The following is a 19,441-nucleotide window of genomic DNA, read 5'->3' as shown; positions in this document are numbered from 1 at the left end:
GGCCCCAAAGCAAGAACGGGCAGGGCAGGAACGATGCGGGCATATCTGCGGGCGGTGCTGGTGGCCGTGGCCACGGCGGGCGTTGGCGGCGCGGTCTGGGCGCAATCGTCATCGCCCTTTTCGGGCCTGTTCGGCCGGTCCGACGACGAAGGCCCCGTATCGCTGCGCTTCCAGGTGCAGGGCGGCGACGGTCTGGATCGGACGCTGCGCAATGCCTCGCTGATCGCGGGGGCGTTGTCGGAAGACCGCACCACCGGCCAGGACGTGCTGGCCGCCGCCCGCGCCGATTACGCGCGAATCCTGGGCAATCTGTACGACCGGGGCTATTATTCGGCGATCATCAACATCACGCTCGACGGGGTCGAGGCGGCCGAGATCGCGCCTCTGGACGCGCCGGCCATGGTCCGGCAGGTCGTCGTCAGCGTCCAGACCGGGCCGCAGTTCCGCTTTTCCCGCGCCGCCATCGCGCCCGTCGCGCCGCGTACCGACCTGCCCGCCGAATACCGCCAGGGACAGGTCGCGGGCACCGGCATCATCCGAAACGCCGCCCGCGCAGGGGTCGAAGGCTGGCGCGACGTGGGCCACGCCAAGGCTGATGTCACCGGGCAGGACATCACCGCCGATCACGTCGCCAACGTCGTGGACAGCCGGATCGCCCTGTCGCCCGGTCCCAGCGTCACCTTTGGCCGGCTGAACCTGCGCGGCTACGACCGCATGAATCCCCGCCGGCTGGCCAAGATCGCGGGCCTGCCCGAAGGCGAACGTTTCGACCCCGAGGAGATCGAGGACGTGCGCAAGCGCCTGCGCCGATCCGGCGTCTTTTCGGCCATCACGCTGGAGGAATCGGAAACCCTCAATCCCGACGGCAGCATGGACATCAACCTGACCGTGGTGGAACAGAAACCCCGCCGCGTCGGCGCGGGGTTCGAAATCTCGACCACGGACGGGGCGATGGTGTCGGCCTATTGGATGCACCGCAACCTGCTGGGTGGCGGCGAACGCCTGAGGATCGAAGGCGAGGTCAAGGACATGGGATCCGATACCAGTGGGCGGGATGACCTTGTCACCTTTCGCATCGACCGGCCCGCCACCATCACGCCGGACACGACGGCCTATGTGCTGACCTCCCTCAGCCGGGAACGCGAGGAGGATTACGACGCCGATACCGGGACGGTCGGGCTGGGCTTCAACCACGTCTTCAGCGACCGTTTCACGTTCGACACGGCGATCCAGTACCAGTTCTCGCGCGTCTACGACGATCTGGGCGAAACGGATTTCCAGGTTCTGGCCCTGCCCACGGCGGTGATGTGGGACGCGCGGGACGACGAAAACAACGCCAGGCGCGGCTATTACCTGCAAGGCGAGGCCACCCCCTTCAAGGGCTTCGACGGCACCGATTCCGGGGTGCGCCTGCTGGGCGAGGGGCGGGCCTTTTATTCCCTGGGGGCCGAAGACCGCCTTACCTTGGCGGGCCGCGCGCGCCTGGGCAGCGTCCTGGGCAGCGCGATTCAGAACACGCCGCGCAATTATCTGTTCTATTCCGGCGGCGGCGGAACGGTCCGGGGCCAGCCCTATCAATCCCTGGGAGTCGAGGAGATCCAGGGACCGAACGGCCCGATCAAGACCGGCGGCGCCAGCGTGGCGACCCTGTCGGCCGAGGTGCGATGGCAGGTGCGCGAACGCATCGGCGTCGTGGCATTCGCCGATTACGGGCAGGTCTGGGCCGAAGACGGCTGGGGCGGAACCAGCGACGATCATTCGGGCGCGGGGATCGGCGTTCGCTACAACACGCCCATCGGGCCGCTGCGCTTTGACGTGGCCGGGCCTGCCGGGGGGGATACCGGCAATGGCGTGCAACTGTATCTGGGTCTGGGGCAGGCGTTCTGATGCGTGGGATCGGGCTGATGCGCACGATATGGCTGGTTCTGTTCGCGGTCCTGTTTCCGCTGTCGGTGATGGCGCAGACCGCGGCGGAGATTTCAGAGCAGGAGAGCGACGACCGGGGCTTTCTGACCCGGCTTCTGGAACGCAACCTGTCCAGTGCGGGCCGAGAGGTTGTGATCGACGGCTTTGACGGCGCCTTGTCATCGCGCGCCACCTTTCGCCGGATCACCATCGCCGATGCCGATGGCGCCTGGCTGACCCTGAACGACGGCGCGATCCAATGGAACCGGTCCGCCCTGCTGCGCGGCCGGATCGAGATCGCGGAACTGTCCGCGCGCGAAATCCTGCTGCCCCGCCTGCCTCTGGGCGAGGAGCGGTCGCCCACGGCCGAAGCGCGGGATTTCGAATTCGCCCTGCCCGAACTGCCGGTGGCCATCAACATCGACCAGATCCGCGCCGACCGGGTGGACCTGGGCGAACCCGTGATCGGCCTGGCCGCCGCGATTTCGCTGACCGGCGGAATGAGCCTTGAGGGCGGCGAGGGTCAGGCGAAACTGGCCATTCAGCGGCTGGACGGCCCGCGCGGGACATTCAACCTGGACGCGGGCTATTCCAACGCCTCGCAGATCCTGCGCGTCAACCTGACCCTGGACGAGGCCGCCGACGGGCTGCTGGTCAACCTGATCGACCTTTACGACAAGCCCTCGGTCGTGGCGGAAATCAGCGGCGAAGGCCGGATCAGGGATTTCGGCGTCGATATCAAGCTGGCGACCGACGGCCTGCCACGCGTGACGGGCCGCGTTTCGGCGGCAGGCGGGCCGAACCGGGCGGGTGATCCCGGCACCAACTTCAGCCTGCAACTGGGCGGCGACGTGGCGTCGCTTCTGCCGCCTGCGGACCGGACCTTCTTCGGCGACCAGGTCCAGCTTCGCGCCCAGGGCTGGCGCGGCGACGACGGCCGCTTGCAGATCCCCACGCTGAACCTTGTGACCGAGGCGCTGTCGCTGGATGGATCGCTGGCCGTCAATGCCCAGGGCGCGCCGCAGAACGCGCAGCTGGAAATTGCCCTGGGATCGGATGCGGGCGCCGCCCAGGTGCCGGTTCCGCTGCCCTTCGCGGGTGAAGACGCAACGGTTGAATCGGGTCGGCTGAATCTGCGATACGATGCGGCCCAAGGCCAGGGCTGGACGCTGGACGGCCGCGTCGGCGCGCTGGATCTGGGCGATGCGACGCTGGGCGAACTGCAACTGGACGGATCGGGCGCCGTCGTGCTGGATGACGGCAGCCTGTCGTCGGTCAGGGGCGGCATCCGATTCGGGTCGCGGGGGATGGCGTTTGCCGATGCCGGACTGGCCCAGGCCATCGGATCCGAGATCAACGGCAGCACCCGGTTCGACTTCACCCCCGGCAATGCCGTGGAGTTTTCCGACCTGTCGGTCGAGGGCACCGATTACGGGCTGAACGGCCTTGTGCTGCTGTCGGGCCTGGGCAGCGGCTTCGTGCTGTCGCTGGACGCCGATGCCCGCTATGCGGATCTGGCCCGGCTGTCCACCGCAGCCGGGCGCGACATGCAGGGCAGGGCGGATGCCAGCGTCAGCGGATACTACACCTTTCTGACGCGCGGTTTCGCGGTCAACGCCAGCGTGACCGGCACCGACATCGCCGTGGACCAGCCGCAACTGGACCGCCTTCTGGAAGGACGGTCCACCATCGCGCTGGATGCGCGGCGCGACGAAACCGGGATCGAGATCGAGCGGCTGGCGGTCAACGCCCAACGCCTGACGGCCGAGGCGCAGGGTTATGTCAACAGCTTGTCCAGCGACGTGACCGCGACCATTTCCATGCCGTCGTTGCAGGACGCAGATCCGAATTTCTCGGGCGCCTTGCAGGCGGATGCCAAACTGTCGGGCGCGGCGGGCCAGCGGCAGCTGACCCTCAGCGGAGAGACCGAAGATCTGCGCGTCGGCATCGAGGCGCTGGACAATGCTCTGGACGGAACGACGACCCTGACCGTGCTGGCGGCGGAAAAGCCGCAGGGATACGAGGTCGAGGTGTTCCGGCTGGCCAATCCGCAGCTGCGTGCCGAAGGACGCGGCAGCTTTGCCGCGGGCGCGCTTGACGCCAGCGTGGATCTGGCCGTGCCGGATCTGTCGGCCATCCGCGCGGGCTGGACGGGCGGTTTCGACGCCATGGGCCGGCTGACGGAACGGGACGGCACGCGATTCATCGACCTGACCGGATCGGGGCAGGATCTGTCCCTGGGCGTGCAGAATGCCGACGCCGCCCTGACCGGCACCACCCGCCTGCGCCTGTCGGCCGAGGAGCGTGACGGCACCGTCACCCTGCGCGATGTCCGGCTGACGAACGATCAGATCAATGCGACGGCGCAGGGCACCTATGGCCCCGGCGTCACGGACATTTCGGCCGATGTCGCGGTGGCCTCGCTGGCGCCCTTCGGTCCCGGCTGGCGCGGCGCGCTGGATCTGGCCGGCAGCTTCCGCGAGGCGGGCAACGGCGTGCGGCAGTTGCAGGTGACCGGCACTGGACGCGACCTCGCCCTGGGCCAGGCGCAGGTCGATGGGGCGCTGGCGGGGGAAACGCGCCTGGCCGTCACGGGTACCGAACGAAACGGCGTGTTCACCATAGAACAGGCCCGGATCGACAACCCGCGCCTGGGCGTGACCGCCGCCGGAACGGTCGGCGGCAACCGGACCGATGTGACGGCACAGGTGGATGCGCAGGATCTGCGTTTCCTGGGCAACGGCATCAGCGGCGCCTTGACCGCCCAGGCTCGGGTGATCCAGGAAGGCGCCGCCCGCCGGCTGAGCGCGACGGGCACGGCCAACGGCCTGTCGGTCGGCCAGTCCCGCGTCGATCCGCTGCTGGCGGGGCAGACGCGGTTCGACGTCGCGGCGACCCAATCCCAGGCCGGGCTGTCGGTCCAGCGGCTGACCGTGCGGAACCCGCAACTGTCCGTGCAGGCAGACGGCGATACCGCCAGCGGCATGAACGTCACCGCGCGCCTGTCCGATCTGGGCCTTCTGCAACCCGAATTCCCCGGTCCCCTCCAGGCCAGCGGCACGATCCGCGAAGACGGCGCCAATTTCGTGGTCGATCTGAACGCCACCGCGCCGGGCAACACCCGGCTGCAAGTCGCGGGCAGCGCGGCACGCGATTTCTCGGCCCTGAACCTGTCGGTCACGGGCAACAGCGACGCCTCGATCGCCAACACCTTCATCCGCACCCGCAGCATCGAAGGTCCGCTGTCCTTCGATCTGGCCGTGAACGGAACGCCGTCCTTGCAGGCGGTCAGCGGTCGCGTCCGGTTGTCGAATGGCCGGATTTCCGACCCCGGCGTCGGCATCCGGCTGGAAGGGGTGAACGCCACTGCCGATCTGGCGGGGGGGCGGATCACGATCGATGCCGATGCCAATGTCTCGAACGGAGGACGGGTCCGGGTCAGCGGACCGGTCGATCTTCAAGGCGGCACGCTGGATCTGGCCATCGTGCTGGATCGCGTGATCGCCCGCGATCCGAACCTTTACCAGACCGAGATCAACGGAAGCCTGCGCATGTCGGGCCGCAATGCCGACGGCCCGCTGATTTCCGGCGTCATCAATCTGGGCGAAACCGAAATCCGCATTCCCTCGACCGGGCTGGGGGGCGCCAAGGCGATCCCCGACATCAACCATGTCGGGGACACGCGGCCCGTCCGGTCCACCCGCGCCAAGGCAGGACTGGAGCCCTATCCCAGCGAGGCATCGCGCGAGGCGGGGCTGGCAGGGCCGCCATCGACCCCGCCGGCCTTGCCGCCCCGGCTGGATCTGGTCATCAACGCCCCGAATCAGGTGTTCATCCGCGGACGCGGTATCGATGCCGAACTGGGCGGGACGCTGCAAGTGCAGGGGACCACGCGCAACGCCATTCCCATCGGCTTTCTGGAACTGATCCGGGGACGGGTCGACCTGCTGGGCCGTCGCTTCGATCTGACCGAAGGCCTGGTGGAACTGCAAGGCAGCCTTATCCCGGTGATCCGGCTGGTCGCGGAAACCGACCGGGACGGCATCACAACCCGCATCATCATCGACGGAGAGGCGCGCGATCCCGAGATCACCTTCGAATCGTCGCCCGAACTGCCCGAGGAGGAGGTGCTGTCCCAGCTGCTGTTCGGCCAGGGTCTGGACAACATCAGCCCCTTGCAGGCCGCTCAGCTTGCCAATGCCATCGCCGTTCTGGCCGGGCGCGGCGGCGAAGGCATCATCGGCAACCTGCGCAACCAGGTCGGCCTGGACGATCTGGATCTGGCGACCGACGATGACGGCAATGTGCAGGTTCGGGCGGGCAAGTACCTGTCGGACAATCTTTACACCGACGTCGCGGTGGGGGCCGACGGCAAGAGCACACTGAACCTGAACCTGGACGTGACGAATTCCCTGACCGCGCGGGGATCGGTCGGCAGCGACGGCACACTGGGAATTTATTTCGAGCGCGACTACTGACAGGTCGCGCGGGGCCGGGATGTCGGCCCCGCTTGTCGGCACGATGCTGCCGACGCAAGAACCTGATGGGCGAAATCCCGCATTTTAATGATTTTGCAACAATTCCTTAATGCTTTCTGCCTTATGGTGCCGTGAATTTGTCGGCCACTGCAAAGGCGCCCTCATGTCCTATGCTTCTGCGAACGAACGGTATTTCGCGTCCCTGGTGAACCAGGCCCGTCAAGCTGAAGGGCTGGCCGCGCTGGGGCTGGAAAAGCGACTGAACGATTCGGCCGCCGGGCACAGCCGCTGGATGCTGGACCAGGATGTCTTTTCCCACAACGGCCTGGACGGATCCGGCGCCCGCCAGCGCATGGAAACGGCGGGCTTCGATCTGTCCGGATCCTGGATGACGGCTGAAAACATCGCCTATATCAGCGTCCGTGGCGAATCCGACCTGCGTGACGAGATTCGTCAGCTGCACCAGAACCTGATGAAAAGCCCCGGCCATTACGCCAACATCATGGGCGACGCCGCCTATCTCGGTATCGGGCTCGAGGTGGGGTCGCTGCGCGTGGGGGGCCGCGACTACAAGGTTCTGATGGCGACGCAGAATTTCGCCGACACCGATGGCGAGACGCGCCTGGACACCGGCCGCTTCCTCGCGGTCCCCGCGCCCAGGGCCGATGCCTCCATGCCGGTGCGGGCGGACTGGCTGAACAGCTTTGACGGACGGGCCTTCCTGACCGCGACGGCGGGGACCGTGCGCAACGACGATTATCGCCTGACGGGCCGGCACGATTCCGCGGGGGGCAGGAACGGCGACGACTGGATGATGGGCGGCGGCGGCAACGACACGCTGCGCGGCGATGCCGGCAACGACCGGCTGATCGGGGATGTGGGGGCGGATTGGCTGTATGGCGGCACCGGCAACGACACGGTGCAGGCCGGGACCGCCAACGACCGGCTCGCCGGGGAAGACGGAAACGACCTGCTGCGCGGCGATGCCGGCAATGACCGCCTGTGGGGCGGGAACGGAAACGATCGCCTGTTCGGCGGCGATGGGCGGGATGCAATGGCGGGTCAGGCCGGCGACGACTGGCTGATGGGGGACCGGGACAACGATGCCCTGTCGGGCGGCGGCGGCGATGACACCCTGAACGGCGGCGCAGGCAACGATCTGCTGAACGGCGGGGCAGGGGCCGACACGTTCGTGTTCGCCATTGGCGGGGGCACCGACACGATCCAATCCTATCAGCAGGGCCTGGACCGGCTGGTGATCGACGCCGACCGCTTGGACGCCGATCCCGCAAGCTTCATGCGCGATCACATGTCAAGGATTTCTGCGGGAATCCTGATCGACCTGGGGGACGGCGATCGCATCCTGGTGGCCGGAACCACCCTGACGGTGGCCGCCGTCGCCGACGACATCTTCGGTTTTTGACGCCACACAGGCCGAATGCGAAAAGCCCGTCAAAGAATTGACGGGCTTACTCGATAACCTACTGCGTTGAAGCAATTTTACTACGCGCTTTTAACGTGGCGCCTGGCGGATGGTTCCTGCGCCACGGCAAAAGTTACGAAAACGTTAACTGTGGGGCAGTCGTCCTGGCAGGAACTAGCCCGGCCCGCGTTCGCCATGATGGCAGGGCAGGCCTGGACACGGGAAATCCTGCGTCCTTGGCTGTCTGACGACCTCGTGCCAGCAAGGGCGGGGACACCAGACCGCCGCCCGCATTTTTCGGCCATCGGGCACCGCCTGCGGAAGCGCGGCCCACGGGGGTCGCAGAACCCTTGGACGGGCCGCCCCTTCCCGGCCGTCATCCGCCGGCCCAGCGGCCCTTGCGCGGAAACCGCGCCGGTCCCGGGGGATCCGGCGCCCGTCATGGCGCCTGAACCCTTGGCCGCAACCCCGATGGACCGTATCAGGCCTGACTGCGCAGGATCGCCTCGATCACCCGGTCAGCGGCATCCTCGGCGGACAGGGCTGCGGTGTTGACCACCAGTTCCGCCTGCTCGGGGGCCTCGTAGGGGCTGTCGATGCCGGTGAAGTTCTTCAACTGCCCTAAGCGTGCCTTCCTGTAGAGACCTTTTACGTCCCGTTGTTCGGCGACCTCCAGCGGGGTGTCGACATAAACCTCGATGAATTCGCCGGATGCCATCATGTCGCGCACCATCCGCCGCTCGGACCGGAAGGGCGAAATGAAGGCGGTGAGCACGATCAGCCCGGCATCGGACATCAGCCGGGCGACCTCGCCCACGCGGCGGATGTTTTCCACCCGATCGGCATCGGTAAAGCCCAGGTCGCGGTTCAAACCATGCCGCACGTTGTCGCCATCCAGCAGGAAGGTGTGTTTGCCCATCGCATGCAACTTGCGTTCGACGATGTTGGCGATGGTCGATTTGCCCGACCCCGATAGACCGGTGAACCAGACCACCTTGGCGCGCTGATTCTTCTGCGCGGCATGGGCATCGCGGTTCACGTCGGTCACTTGCCAGTGGATGTTCTGCGACCGGCGCAGCGCGAAATGCAGCATCCCGGCGGCGATGGTGGCATTCGTCATCCGGTCGATCAGGATGAACCCGCCCAGGTCGGGATTGTCGCCATAGGCCTCGAACGGGACGGGCCGGTCGGTCGAGATGTTGACGACGCCGATGGCGTTCAGGCCCAGTGTCTTGCTGGCCAGATGCTCCATCGTGTTGACGTTCACCTCGAACTTCGGCTCGGTGATGGTGGCGCTGACGGTCTGGGTGCCGATCTTCAGCAGATAGGGCCGGCCCGGCAGCATGTCCGATTCCGACATCCAGACCAGGGTCGCCTCGAACTGGTCCGCAACCTCGCAGGGGGCATCGGCGCGGGTAATCACGTCGCCGCGCGAACAGTCGATCTCGTCCGCGAAGGTCAGGGTTACGGACTGCCCCGCAACAGCCTGCGTCAGATCGCCGTCAAAGGTCACGATGGATTTGACGGTCGTGGTCTTGCCCGACGGCAGAACCCTGACCGGATCGCCCGGATGCACGGTGCCGGCGCTGATCTGGCCCGAAAAGCCGCGAAAATCCAGATGCGGACGGTTCACCCATTGCACCGCCATGCGGAACGGACGGTCCTGCATCGCCATGTCGCTGATCGGCGCGTCTTCCAGATGGCCCAGCAGGGTCGGACCCTGGTACCAGGGCATCTCGGGGCTTTTGGAAACGATGTTGTCGCCCTTCAGCCCGGAAATCGGAATCGGCAGAAAGCTGTCCATGCCGATCTGCTTGGCGAAATGGCTGTAATCGCTGACGATCTCGTAGAACCGTTCGGCCGAATAATCGACCAGATCCATCTTGTTGACCGCCAGAACCACGTTGCGGATGCCCAGCAGATTCACCAGATAGCTGTGCCGCCGCGTCTGGGTCAGCACGCCCTGGCGCGCGTCGATCAGGATCACCGCCAGATCGGCGGTGGATGCGCCCGTGACCATGTTGCGGGTGTATTGTTCGTGGCCGGGCGTGTCGGCCACGATGAACTTGCGCTTGTCGGTGGCAAAGAAACGATAGGCCACGTCGATGGTGATGCCCTGTTCGCGTTCGGCCGCCAGACCGTCCACCAGCAGGGCAAAATCGATCTCTCCCCCCTGGGTGCCCGACACCTTGCTGTCGTATTCCAGGCTGGCCAGCTGATCCTCGAAGATCATCTTGCTGTCATAGAGCAGGCGGCCGATCAGCGTCGATTTGCCGTCATCGACCGAACCGCAGGTGATGAAGCGCAGCATGGTCTTGTGCTGGTGCTTCACCAGATAGGCGTCGATATCCTGGGCGATCAGGGCATCGGTGACGTAAACGGGATCTTGGGCGGTCATCAGAAATACCCTTCCTGCTTCTTCTTCTCCATCGACGCGGCCTGGTCCTTGTCGATGGCGCGGCCCTGGCGTTCGGAGGTGGTGGTCAGCAGCATTTCCTGGATCACCTCGGGCAAGGTGCGGGCGTTGGATTCCACGGCGCCTGTCAGCGGATAGCAGCCCAGCGTGCGGAACCGGACCGACCGCATCTGCGGCACCTCTCCGTCGCGCAGCGGGAAGCGGTCGTCATCGACCATGATAAGCAGCCCGTCACGTTCCACCACGGGGCGGGGTTCGCTGAAATACAGCGGCACGATCTCGATGTTTTCCAGATGGATGTATTGCCAGATGTCCAGCTCGGTCCAGTTGGACAGCGGGAACACGCGAATCGATTCGTCCCTGGCCTTGCGCGTGTTGAACAGCTTCCACAGTTCGGGCCGCTGGTTCTTGGGATCCCAGCGGTGGTTGGCCGACCGGAACGAGAAGATGCGCTCCTTGGCGCGGGATTTCTCCTCGTCGCGGCGGGCGCCGCCGAAGGCCACGTCGAAATTGTATTTGGTCAGCGCCTGTTTCAGGCCTTCCGTCTTCCACATGTCGGTGTGCAGGCTGCCGTGGTCGAACGGGTTGATGCCCTGGGCCATCGCTTCGGGGTTGTGATGGACGATCAGATCCATGCCCGCCGCCGTGGCCGCCCGGTCGCGCAGGTGGTACATGGCGCGGAATTTCCAGGTCGTGTCCACGTGCAGCAAGGGGAACGGCGGCGACGAGGGGTGGAACGCCTTGCGCGCAAGGTGCAGCATGCAGGCGGAATCCTTGCCCACCGAATACAGCATCACCGGGTTTTCGGCGTTCGCCACCACCTCGCGCATGATGTGGATGCTTTCGGCTTCCAGCCGCTGCAAGTGGGTCAGGGTCGCCGGAGTGATCGCGGTATGGGCCTGGCTGTTCATGGGCATCGACTTTCGTTTCGTCACGGGCGGGCGTTGTCCGGGTCGGGACGGTTTGCTATCCTTCAGCACCATGCAAGATGCAAGTTTCGAATAAAGAAAAACCTAAGTTTCCTGCATGTCCCCGGTCTGACGGAACGCTATTCCGCCTGCGTCGCCAAGGCCAGGCCATCGACCACGGCGGTGAATGCCTCGGACCTGTGCAGGCGTGCCTGGGGCATCGTCCGCGATGCCAGATCCGTGACCAGGCGCATCAGGCTGGAACCGCCGACCAGAACCACGTCGGCGATGGAACCGGCCCCGACCCCGGCGCGATCCAGCGTTTCCCCCAGGGCGTCTTCCAGGGCGCGTCCAAAGGGGCGCAGCGCATCGGCCAGCGACGCTTCGGTGATCGCCGCCTCCAGGCGGGGTTCGACAAAGCCCATGCCGATCCGCGCGCCCGCCCCGTCGTTGGCGACGATCTTGCCGCGTTCGACCGCAAAGGCCAGCTCGTGGCCCAGTTCGTCCGCCAGCACGGTGGCCAGCCGGATCAGCCGCCGTGGCTCCACGGCCAGCCGGGCCATCTGCCGCGCCAGCCTGAGAGTGTCGGGCGTATAGACAAAGGGGATATGCGCCCAGCTTGCCAGGTCGGCATAGACCGCGTTCGGCACCGGCAACAGGCCCGTGCCCATCTCTCGGCGCAGCTGCGATCCGTGGCCCAGCAGCGGCATGGCATGGCCCAGCGAGATCGCGGCGTCGAAATCCGTTCCCCCCAGACGGATGCCGTGGCTGGCCAGGATGCGCGCGCCGTCGCCTTCGGTGCGATACACCGAAAAGTCCGAGGTGCCGCCGCCGACATCCACGATCAGCCCGATCCGGCCCGCCGCCCCCATGCCGTGACAGGCCAGGGCCGCGGCTTCCGGCTCGGGCATGAAGGCCACCTCGTCAAAGCCCGCCGCCTGATAGCAGGCGCGCAGGTCGGACAGGGCACGGGCATCGCGGGCGGGATCGGGGTGGAAATGCACCGGCCTGCCCGACAGGGCGCGGCGATGCGACAGGCCGGTCGCGGCCTCGGCCCGGCGGCGCAGTTCGGCCAGAAAGGCCGCGATCACATCCGCGAGGCTGCGCCGCCTTCCGCCGATCAGGCGCGATTCGTGCAGCAGCGGCGTGCCCAGGACGCTTTTCAGCGCCCGCATATAGCGGCCTTCCTCGGCCGCGACCAAGGCGTGGGACGCGGCCTCGCCGATGCGCATGGTCCCGCCGCGGGCGGGAAAAAAGACCGACGTGGGCAGCGTATCGGCCCCGGATTCGATCGGCACGCGCCGCACCGTGCCGCCATCCAGGACGGCCACGGCGGTGTTCGATGTGCCGAAGTCTATCGCAAGCGTGCCGGTCATGGGCCTTTGGGTGTCTTGGCGGAAAGGCCGGCTGGCTATCGGGTCATGGGGCGGCCGGCAAGGGCCGCGATGCCGATTTCCGCCAAGACGGGTTGACGCCGCGACCAAGGATGCAACAGTCACAGGACAGCGGCCAATCCAAGGAACAGGCGCGACGGCATGACAGATCCCCATCCCGCCACGCCCCGGCCCGACACCGCGTCCGAGCCGGACGATCCGGCGGTCACGCCTTTTCCGCTTATCAGCGACATCTCGGCCGCGCGCTGGCTGCTGGTCTTCATCATCGCCGCCGCCATCTATTTCTTCTACGGCTTTCTGGTGCCGGTCCTGGCGGCCACGATCATCGCCTTTGCCAGCTGGAACCTGTCGCGCAGCGTGCAGCGCGGCCTGGAAATCAACCGGACCACCACCGCCGCGCTGTTCATCCTGGTCATCGTGTTCTTTCTGGTCGTGCCGATCACGATGGCGCTGCTCTATGCATTCCGCGAATTGCAGCAATGGATCTATTGGGGGTTTGCGGTCAATGCCAACGGCGCGCCGACGCCCCTGTGGATGCAGCAACTGCCGCAGATCGGGGACTGGATCGACGAACAATGGTCGCGCCATGTCGGCCGCCCCGGCGCCATCGCCGAACTGGTGCAGCTGACCAGCGGCAACACCATCGCCTCGATCTATCGCAGCGTCCTGGCGGCAGGCAACATCGCCTTTCATCTGGCGCTGAACCTGCTGTTCATGCTGATCGCGCTGTTCGTGTTCTATCGCGATGGCCACAAGATCGCAGGCCAGATCGACATCATCGGCGCGCGCATCCTGCCCGTCCGCTGGGAACGGCTGTCGCGCGTGGTGCCGCTGACGATCAGCGCCACCGTCACCGGCATGGCCCTGATCGCCATGGGCGAAGGGGTGATCCTGGGCATCGCCTACTGGATCGCCGGGGTGCCGTCGCCGGTCACGCTGGGGGTCATCACCGGGATCATGGCGCTGATTCCGGGCGGCGCGCCGCTGTGCTTTACTCTGGTGTCGATCTATCTGGTGGCCAGCGGGTCGGCCTTGGCGGGGGTCCTGCTGTTTTTGTGGGGATCGGTCGAACTGTTCATCGTGGACAAGACCATCCGGCCGGTCCTGGTGGGCGGCCCGGTCAAGATGCCGTTCCTGCCCACGTTCTTCGGCCTGGTGGGAGGGGTCAAGACCATGGGCATCGTCGGCCTGTTCGTGGGTCCGGTGCTGATGGCGCTGCTGGTGGCCATCTGGCGCGAATGGCTGCGCGAGATCCGGTCTCATGCCGCAAAGCCCTTGAAACCCGACCCGCCGTGAATATGATGCCGCGCCATGGCGTGTGCTGCGTGCGCCCAGGGAAGGCCCTGAATACGGAGACTGGTTGAACCGTTTCTGACAAAGGGGGCTTTCATGGCAGGCCGCATTCAAAACACCATCCGCAAGTTTCTGGACAACGGAACCGCCGGGGGGCTGCTGCTGATGGCGGCCGCAGCCTTGGCGCTGATCGTCGCCAATTCCCCCCTGTCCGAGGCGTATTTCAGCCTCCTGCACGCCTATGTCGGGCCTATGTCGGTGGCGCATTGGATCAACGATGCGCTGATGGTGCTGTTCTTTCTGATGGTCGGGCTGGAAATCAAACGGGAAATGGTGGACGGCCACCTGTCGTCCTGGCCCCGGCGGATCCTGCCGGGCGTGGCGGCGGCGGCCGGGATGGCGGTTCCGGCCCTGGTCTATCTGTTCTTCACCGCCGGAACCGGGGCCACGCACGGCTGGGCCATTCCGTCGGCCACCGACATCGCCTTCGCGCTTGGCGTGCTGTCGCTGCTGGGGCCGCGCGTGCCGACCTCGCTCAAGGTGTTTCTGGCCGCCCTGGCGATCATCGACGATCTGGGCGCGGTGATCGTGATCGGGCTGTTCTATACCGCCGACGTGTCGCCGATGTATCTGGGTCTTTCGGCCCTTGTGGTGGCAGCCCTGGTCGGGCTGAACCGGGCTGGCGTGATGCGGCTGTCGCCCTATCTGGCGCTGGGCGCGGTCCTGTGGTTCTTCGTCCTGCAATCGGGCATCCACGCCACCATCGCGGGCGTGCTTCTGGCGCTGACCATCCCGCTGAAGCGCACCCCCGCCACGCCCGAGGCGCGGGGATCGGAAAGCCCGCTGCACCGTCTGGAACATGCGCTGATCGTGCCGGTGTCGTTCATCATCATCCCCATCTTCGGGTTCGCCAATGCCGGGGTCAGCTTTGCCGGTCTGGGGGCCGAGGCTTTCCTGGCGCCCGTGACGCTGGGCGTCGCGATCGGCCTGTCCCTCGGCAAGCTGGTGGGAATCTTCGGCGCGGTGGCCATCCTGGTCAAGCTGGACTGGGCCGACCTGCCCGCGGGCGCAAGCTGGATGCAGATGCTGGGCACCACGCTGCTGTGCGGGATCGGCTTTACCATGAGCCTGTTCATTTCGCTTCTGGCCTTTACCGACCCGCTGTTGCAGGACGAGGCCAAGATCGGCATCCTGATGGGATCGTTGGTCGCGGGCATCGCCGGCTATGTGATCCTGCGCCTTGCCAAGCGCGAAGCGCCGCGCCGCATGGCCGCAGCCGAATGATCGGCGGGCCTTGCCGGACGGTTCTCAGACGGGCCAGAAGGCCAGGATCAGCGGCACCCCGGTCAGCACGACCAGGATCGACAGGGGCAGGCCCAGCCGGGGATAGTCGCTGAAGCGGTATCCCCCCGGACCCATGACCAGCGTGTTGCACTGATGCCCGATAGGCGTCAGGAAATCGCAGCCTGCGCCGACCGCCACCGCCATCAGGAACGCCTCGGGGGCATAGCCCAGGGTGCCCGCGAAGGTCACGGCGATGGGGGCCATGACCAGGACGGTGGCGGCGTTGTTCAGGAACGGCGTCACCGCCATCGCCGCCACCATGATAAGCGCCACCGCGCCCCACACGGGCAGGCCGGTCGCCACGTCCGACAGCCAGGCGCCGATCAGGTCGGTGCCGCCGGTCGTCTGCAAGGCCTGGCTGACCGGGATCAGCGCGCCCAGCATAATCAGCAAGGGCCATTCCACCGCGTCATAGGCGCCGTCCGCGCTGATCGCGCCGGTCAGGATCATCAGCACCGCCGCGCCGAAAAACGCCGCCGCCACCGGCACAAGCCCCATGGCCGTCAACCCCATCGCCGAGGCCAGGATCAGGATCGGCAGCAATTCCTTGCGCACGCTGCCGATGCGCAGGCTGCGTTCCGCCAGGGGCAGCAGGCCCAGGGTGCGGATGCGTTCGGGCAGCAGTTCGACCGGCCCCTGCAACAGCAGCACGTCGCCCGCCTGCAAACGCGTCTTGGACAGCCGTTCGGTCATCCGGTGGCCCGACCGCGACACCGCCAGCAGGCTGATTCCCTGTTCGTCGAACAGCCGGATGCTGCCCACGCTTTTGCCGATCAGGCTGGAATTGACAGTGGTCACGGCCTCGATCACGCCGACCTTGCTGGCGGGCAGCTCCAGTTTCAGCGCGGTGTCGTGGCCCGCCAGTTCCAGACCGCCCTTGGCAACCGCCCGTTCCAGCCCGTCGGGTTCGCCGCGCAGCAACAGGATGTCCCCCGCCTCGATCATGGTGTCGAACAGCACGACCTTGCGCCGTTCCCCCTTGCGGATCAGGCCCGTTACGGTGATTTCGCCGTCCGCCAGCCCGATCAGACCGCCGATGGTCATGCCGACCGGAACCGATCCCTCGGGCACCGTCGCCTCGGTGTTGTAGTCGCTGATCTTCACCGCTTCGCCCAGGGACGCGGTGGCGCGGCGGTCGGACGGCAGCAGGCGATAGCCGAACAGCAGAAAGACGATGCCCACCGCCGACAGGCCAAGACCCACGGGGGCGAAATCGAACATGGTGAAGGGCTGGCCGGTCATCTCCTCGCGCACGCCCGAGACGATGATGTTGGGGGATGTGCCCACCAGCGTGACAAGCCCGCCCAGCAGCGATCCGAAGGCCATCGGCATCAGGTACAGCGACGGCGATTGCCCGGATTTCCTGGCCATCTTCAGCGCGGCGGGCATCATCATCGCCAGGGCGCCGATGTTCTTGACCAGCGCCGACATCAGCGTGACCGACCCGACCAGCACCAGAAGCTGCACCCGCATGGTGGTCAGCTTGCGCACCAGCCAGCGCAGCACCGCCTCGATGATGCCGGACCGCGACACGGCGGCGCTGACCACCAGGGCGCTGCCCACGATGATGACGATGTCGTCGCTGAACCCGGTGAAGGCGTCGTCCGGCGATACCGTGCCCGCCAGCAGGGACGCCAGCAGGGCCAGCATCGCCACCACGTCATAGCGGAGCCTGCCCCAGATGAACAACACCATCATCACCCCGACGATGGCAAAGGCAAGCATCTGCTGTGCTGTCATGATTGGTCCTGTCTTGCACGCCCGGACACGGGCGGCAGTCGCAGAACCGCCCGGTCGGGGAGTTGGTTGCCATGCCGGGCGGATCGGGCAGAAAGATTTATCCCCTGCGACCGGAATGACGCAAGGCGGGTGGACCTGATGCCGCAGGGCCGCGCTGGCATCTTGCCCTTGCGGCCACAGTGCTTACCATGCGCGCGGAACAATCTTGACCGGAAACGGACACAGCCCGGCCCGCCACGGCCGCGGATCACAGGAGACATGACATGGATGACAAGACCCCCAGCGCCGGCGCCATGTGCCCCATCCAGCACGGCGGCAATCGCAACACGCGCGCCAAGGCGCGGTCGAACCGCGAATGGTGGCCCGAACAGCTGAATCTGAAGATCCTGCACCAGAACAACGAACAGTCGAACCCGCTGGGCGGCGACTTCAACTATGCCGAGGCGTTCCGCAAGCTGGACCTGGACGCCGTGAAGGCGGATCTGCGGGCGCTGATGACCGACAGCCAGGACTGGTGGCCCGCCGACTGGGGCCATTACGGGCCGCTGTTCGTGCGCATGGCCTGGCACAGCGCGGGCACCTATCGCACCGCCGACGGGCGCGGGGGCGCGCGGTCGGGGGCGCAGCGGTTCGCGCCGCTGAATTCCTGGCCCGACAACGTGAACCTGGACAAGGCCCGGCGCCTGCTGTGGCCGATCAAGCGCAAATACGGCAACAGCCTGTCCTGGGCCGACCTGCTGATCCTGACCGGCAATGTCGCGCTGGAATCGATGGGCTTCAAACCCTTCGGATTCGGCGGCGGGCGTCCCGATGTCTGGGAACCGGCCGAGGACATCTATTGGGGGTCCGAGATCGAGTGGCTGGCGACCTCCGACAAGGAAAACAGCCGCTGGTCGGGCGACCGCGAACTGGAAAGCCCGCTGGCCGCCGTGCAGATGGGCCTGATCTATGTCAACCCCGAAGGCCCGGACGGCAAGCCCGACCCGGTGGCCGCCGCCCGCGACATCCGCGAGACGTTCAAGCGCATGGCCATGAACGACGAGGAAACCGTGGCCCTGATCGCCGGCGGCCACACCTTCGGCAAGACCCATGGCGCCGGAGAGGCCAGCCATGTCGATGTCGATCCCGAAGGCTCGGCCATCGAATTGCAGGGCATGGGCTGGACCAGCAAGTTCGGCAAGGGCCATGGCGCCGACGCGATCAGCAGCGGGCTGGAGGTCGTCTGGACCCAAAGGCCGACCGAATGGAGCATGGGCTATTTCAAGAACCTGTTCGAATACGACTGGGAACTGACCAAGTCCCCGGCGGGCGCCTGGCAATGGCAGCCCAAGAACGGCGCGGGGGCGGGCACGGTGCCGGATGCGCATGATCCGACCAAGCGCATCGCGCCGGGGATGCTGACCACCGACCTGTCGCTGCGCGAGGATCCGATCTATCGCGAGATCTCGCTGCGGTTCCTGAACAACCCCGACCAGTTCGCCGACGCCTTTGCCCGCGCCTGGTTCAAGCTGACCCACCGCGACATGGGCCCCAAGGTTCTGTACGAAGGCCCCGAGGTGCCGTCCGAGGATCTGATCTGGCAGGATCCGGTGCCTGCGCCCGACCATCCCCTGATCGACGCGACGGACGTGGCGGCGCTGAAGGAACAGGTGCTGGCCTCGGGCCTGACCGGGCCGGAACTGGTGGCGACCGCCTGGGCTTCGGCCTCTACGTTCCGGGGGTCGGACTATCGCGGCGGCGCCAACGGTGCGCGCATCCGCCTGGCCCCGCAAAAGGACTGGGAGGCGAACCAGCCGCAGCAGCTTGCGAAAGTGCTGGGCGTGCTGGAAGGCATCAAGGCCGAGTTCGACGCCAAGGGCGCCAAGAAGGTGTCGCTGGCCGACCTGATCGTGCTGGGCGGCGACGCGGCGGTCGAGGCCGCGGCCAAGGCTGCCGGTCATGACCTGTCGCTGGACTTCATCCCCGGCCGGGGCGATGCCGCCCAGGACCAGACCGACGTCGATAGCTTCGACTGGATGGAGCCGCTGGCCGACGGGTTCCGCAACTATCAGCGCCAGAAGTTCAACGTCCCGGCCGAGGAACTGCTGATCGACCGCGCGCAGCTGCTGACCCTGACGGCGCCGGAAATGACCGTGCTGGTGGGCGGATTGCGGGCGCTGGACGCCAACTGGGATCACACTGGCCATGGCGTGCTGACGAACCGTCCGGGGCAGCTGACGAACGATTTCTTTGTCAACCTGCTGTCGATGGACACGGTGTGGAAGGCGCGGGACGCCGACCAGATGGTGTTCGACGGCACCGACCGCCGGACCGACGCCCCCCGCTGGACCGCGACGCGGGTGGACCTGATCTTCGGGTCGAATTCGCAACTGCGCGCCATCGCCGAGGTTTATGCCCAGGACGATTGCAAGGACAAGTTCGTGCAGGATTTCGGCAAGGCGTGGTCCAAGGTGATGAACGCCGACCGCTTCGACGCGCGGCGCGCCCTGGACCCGGTGTGATCCACCGGAAAGCCGGGCCTGCATGGTCCGGCTTTTCCG

10 protein-coding genes are annotated in these 19,441 nt (G+C 66.5%); 6 read left to right on the top strand and 4 right to left on the bottom strand.

Features of this window, described 5'->3' with window-relative positions:
* Nucleotides 1-33: 33 nt before the first annotated feature.
* The 3 genes from CHB77_RS03795 to CHB77_RS03785 all read left to right on the top strand — a co-directional run bounded on the left by CHB77_RS03795 (nucleotide 34) and on the right by CHB77_RS03785 (nucleotide 7,806).
* A complete protein-coding gene (locus tag CHB77_RS03795; protein ID WP_089386854.1) occupies nucleotides 34-1,887 on the top strand; it encodes an autotransporter assembly complex protein TamA in 1,854 nt (617 codons plus the stop codon).
* Nucleotides 1,887-6,383 (top strand): translocation/assembly module TamB domain-containing protein, encoded by a 4,497-nt coding sequence (locus CHB77_RS03790; protein WP_089386853.1) that lies wholly within the window; start codon nucleotides 1,887-1,889, stop codon nucleotides 6,381-6,383. The genes CHB77_RS03795 and CHB77_RS03790 overlap by 1 nt, the downstream gene beginning before the upstream one ends.
* Before the next feature lie 163 nt (nucleotides 6,384-6,546).
* Entirely contained in the window at nucleotides 6,547-7,806 is a 1,260-nt protein-coding gene (locus CHB77_RS03785; RefSeq protein WP_165456190.1) for a CAP domain-containing protein, read from the top strand.
* Between the two features lie 481 nt (nucleotides 7,807-8,287).
* Here CHB77_RS03785 and cysN read toward each other — a convergent pair whose 3' ends face one another.
* The 3 genes from cysN to CHB77_RS03770 form a co-directional block, all read right to left on the bottom strand.
* Complete coding sequence (gene cysN, locus CHB77_RS03780) at nucleotides 8,288-10,204, bottom strand: sulfate adenylyltransferase subunit CysN (protein ID WP_089386851.1); 1,917 nt, start codon at nucleotides 10,202-10,204, stop codon at nucleotides 8,288-8,290.
* Nucleotides 10,204-11,139 (bottom strand): sulfate adenylyltransferase subunit CysD, encoded by a 936-nt coding sequence (gene cysD, locus CHB77_RS03775; RefSeq protein WP_425320181.1) that lies wholly within the window; start codon nucleotides 11,137-11,139, stop codon nucleotides 10,204-10,206. Before cysD ends, cysN begins: the two co-directional genes overlap by 1 nt.
* A 131-nt stretch (nucleotides 11,140-11,270) precedes the next feature.
* Nucleotides 11,271-12,506, bottom strand: a complete 1,236-nt coding sequence (locus CHB77_RS03770) for an Hsp70 family protein (protein WP_089386850.1) — start codon at nucleotides 12,504-12,506, stop codon at nucleotides 11,271-11,273.
* A 159-nt stretch (nucleotides 12,507-12,665) separates the two neighbouring features.
* Here CHB77_RS03770 and CHB77_RS03765 point away from each other — a divergent pair, with 159 nt between their 5' ends.
* Both CHB77_RS03765 and nhaA read left to right on the top strand, forming a co-directional pair.
* On the top strand, nucleotides 12,666-13,820 hold the full coding sequence (locus tag CHB77_RS03765; RefSeq protein ID WP_089386849.1) for an AI-2E family transporter: 1,155 nt from the start codon (nucleotides 12,666-12,668) through the stop codon (nucleotides 13,818-13,820).
* A 93-nt stretch (nucleotides 13,821-13,913) separates the two neighbouring features.
* The gene (gene nhaA / locus CHB77_RS03760) at nucleotides 13,914-15,101 is read left to right on the top strand and encodes a Na+/H+ antiporter NhaA (protein WP_089386848.1); all 1,188 of its coding nucleotides are present in this window, start codon (nucleotides 13,914-13,916) and stop codon (nucleotides 15,099-15,101) included.
* Nucleotides 15,102-15,125: 24 nt separating this feature from the next.
* Here nhaA and CHB77_RS03755 read toward each other — a convergent pair whose 3' ends face one another.
* Entirely contained in the window at nucleotides 15,126-16,901 is a 1,776-nt protein-coding gene (locus CHB77_RS03755) for an SLC13 family permease (RefSeq protein ID WP_089386847.1), read from the bottom strand.
* A 263-nt stretch (nucleotides 16,902-17,164) separates the two neighbouring features.
* Here CHB77_RS03755 and katG point away from each other — a divergent pair, with 263 nt between their 5' ends.
* Nucleotides 17,165-19,402, top strand: a complete 2,238-nt coding sequence (gene katG, locus CHB77_RS03750; protein WP_089386846.1) for a catalase/peroxidase HPI — start codon at nucleotides 17,165-17,167, stop codon at nucleotides 19,400-19,402.
* The last annotated feature ends 39 nt before the right edge of the window (nucleotides 19,403-19,441 follow it).

This window comes from Paracoccus sediminis (assembly GCF_900188295.1).
Taxonomy (GTDB): Bacteria; Pseudomonadota; Alphaproteobacteria; order Rhodobacterales; family Rhodobacteraceae; genus Paracoccus; species Paracoccus sediminis.
The sequence above is the reverse complement of the archived record's forward strand: the minus strand, read 5'-3'. Positions and strand labels throughout refer to the sequence as shown.

Excerpts from the sequence above, each read along its gene's own strand:
- CHB77_RS03770 (WP_089386850.1), bottom strand. The coding sequence starts at position 12,506 with ATGACCGGCACGCTTGCGATAGACTTCGGCACATCGAACACCGCCGTG.
- cysN (WP_089386851.1), bottom strand. The coding sequence starts at position 10,204 with ATGACCGCCCAAGATCCCGTTTACGTCACCGATGCCCTGATCGCCCAG.
- katG (WP_089386846.1), top strand. The coding sequence starts at position 17,165 with ATGGATGACAAGACCCCCAGCGCCGGCGCCATGTGCCCCATCCAGCAC.
- CHB77_RS03755 (WP_089386847.1), bottom strand. The coding sequence starts at position 16,901 with ATGACAGCACAGCAGATGCTTGCCTTTGCCATCGTCGGGGTGATGATG.
- CHB77_RS03790 (WP_089386853.1), top strand. The coding sequence starts at position 1,887 with ATGCGTGGGATCGGGCTGATGCGCACGATATGGCTGGTTCTGTTCGCG.
- nhaA (WP_089386848.1), top strand. The coding sequence starts at position 13,914 with ATGGCAGGCCGCATTCAAAACACCATCCGCAAGTTTCTGGACAACGGA.
- CHB77_RS03785 (WP_165456190.1), top strand. The coding sequence starts at position 6,547 with ATGTCCTATGCTTCTGCGAACGAACGGTATTTCGCGTCCCTGGTGAAC.
- cysD (WP_425320181.1), bottom strand. The coding sequence starts at position 11,139 with ATGCCCATGAACAGCCAGGCCCATACCGCGATCACTCCGGCGACCCTG.
- CHB77_RS03765 (WP_089386849.1), top strand. The coding sequence starts at position 12,666 with ATGACAGATCCCCATCCCGCCACGCCCCGGCCCGACACCGCGTCCGAG.
- CHB77_RS03795 (WP_089386854.1), top strand. The coding sequence starts at position 34 with ATGCGGGCATATCTGCGGGCGGTGCTGGTGGCCGTGGCCACGGCGGGC.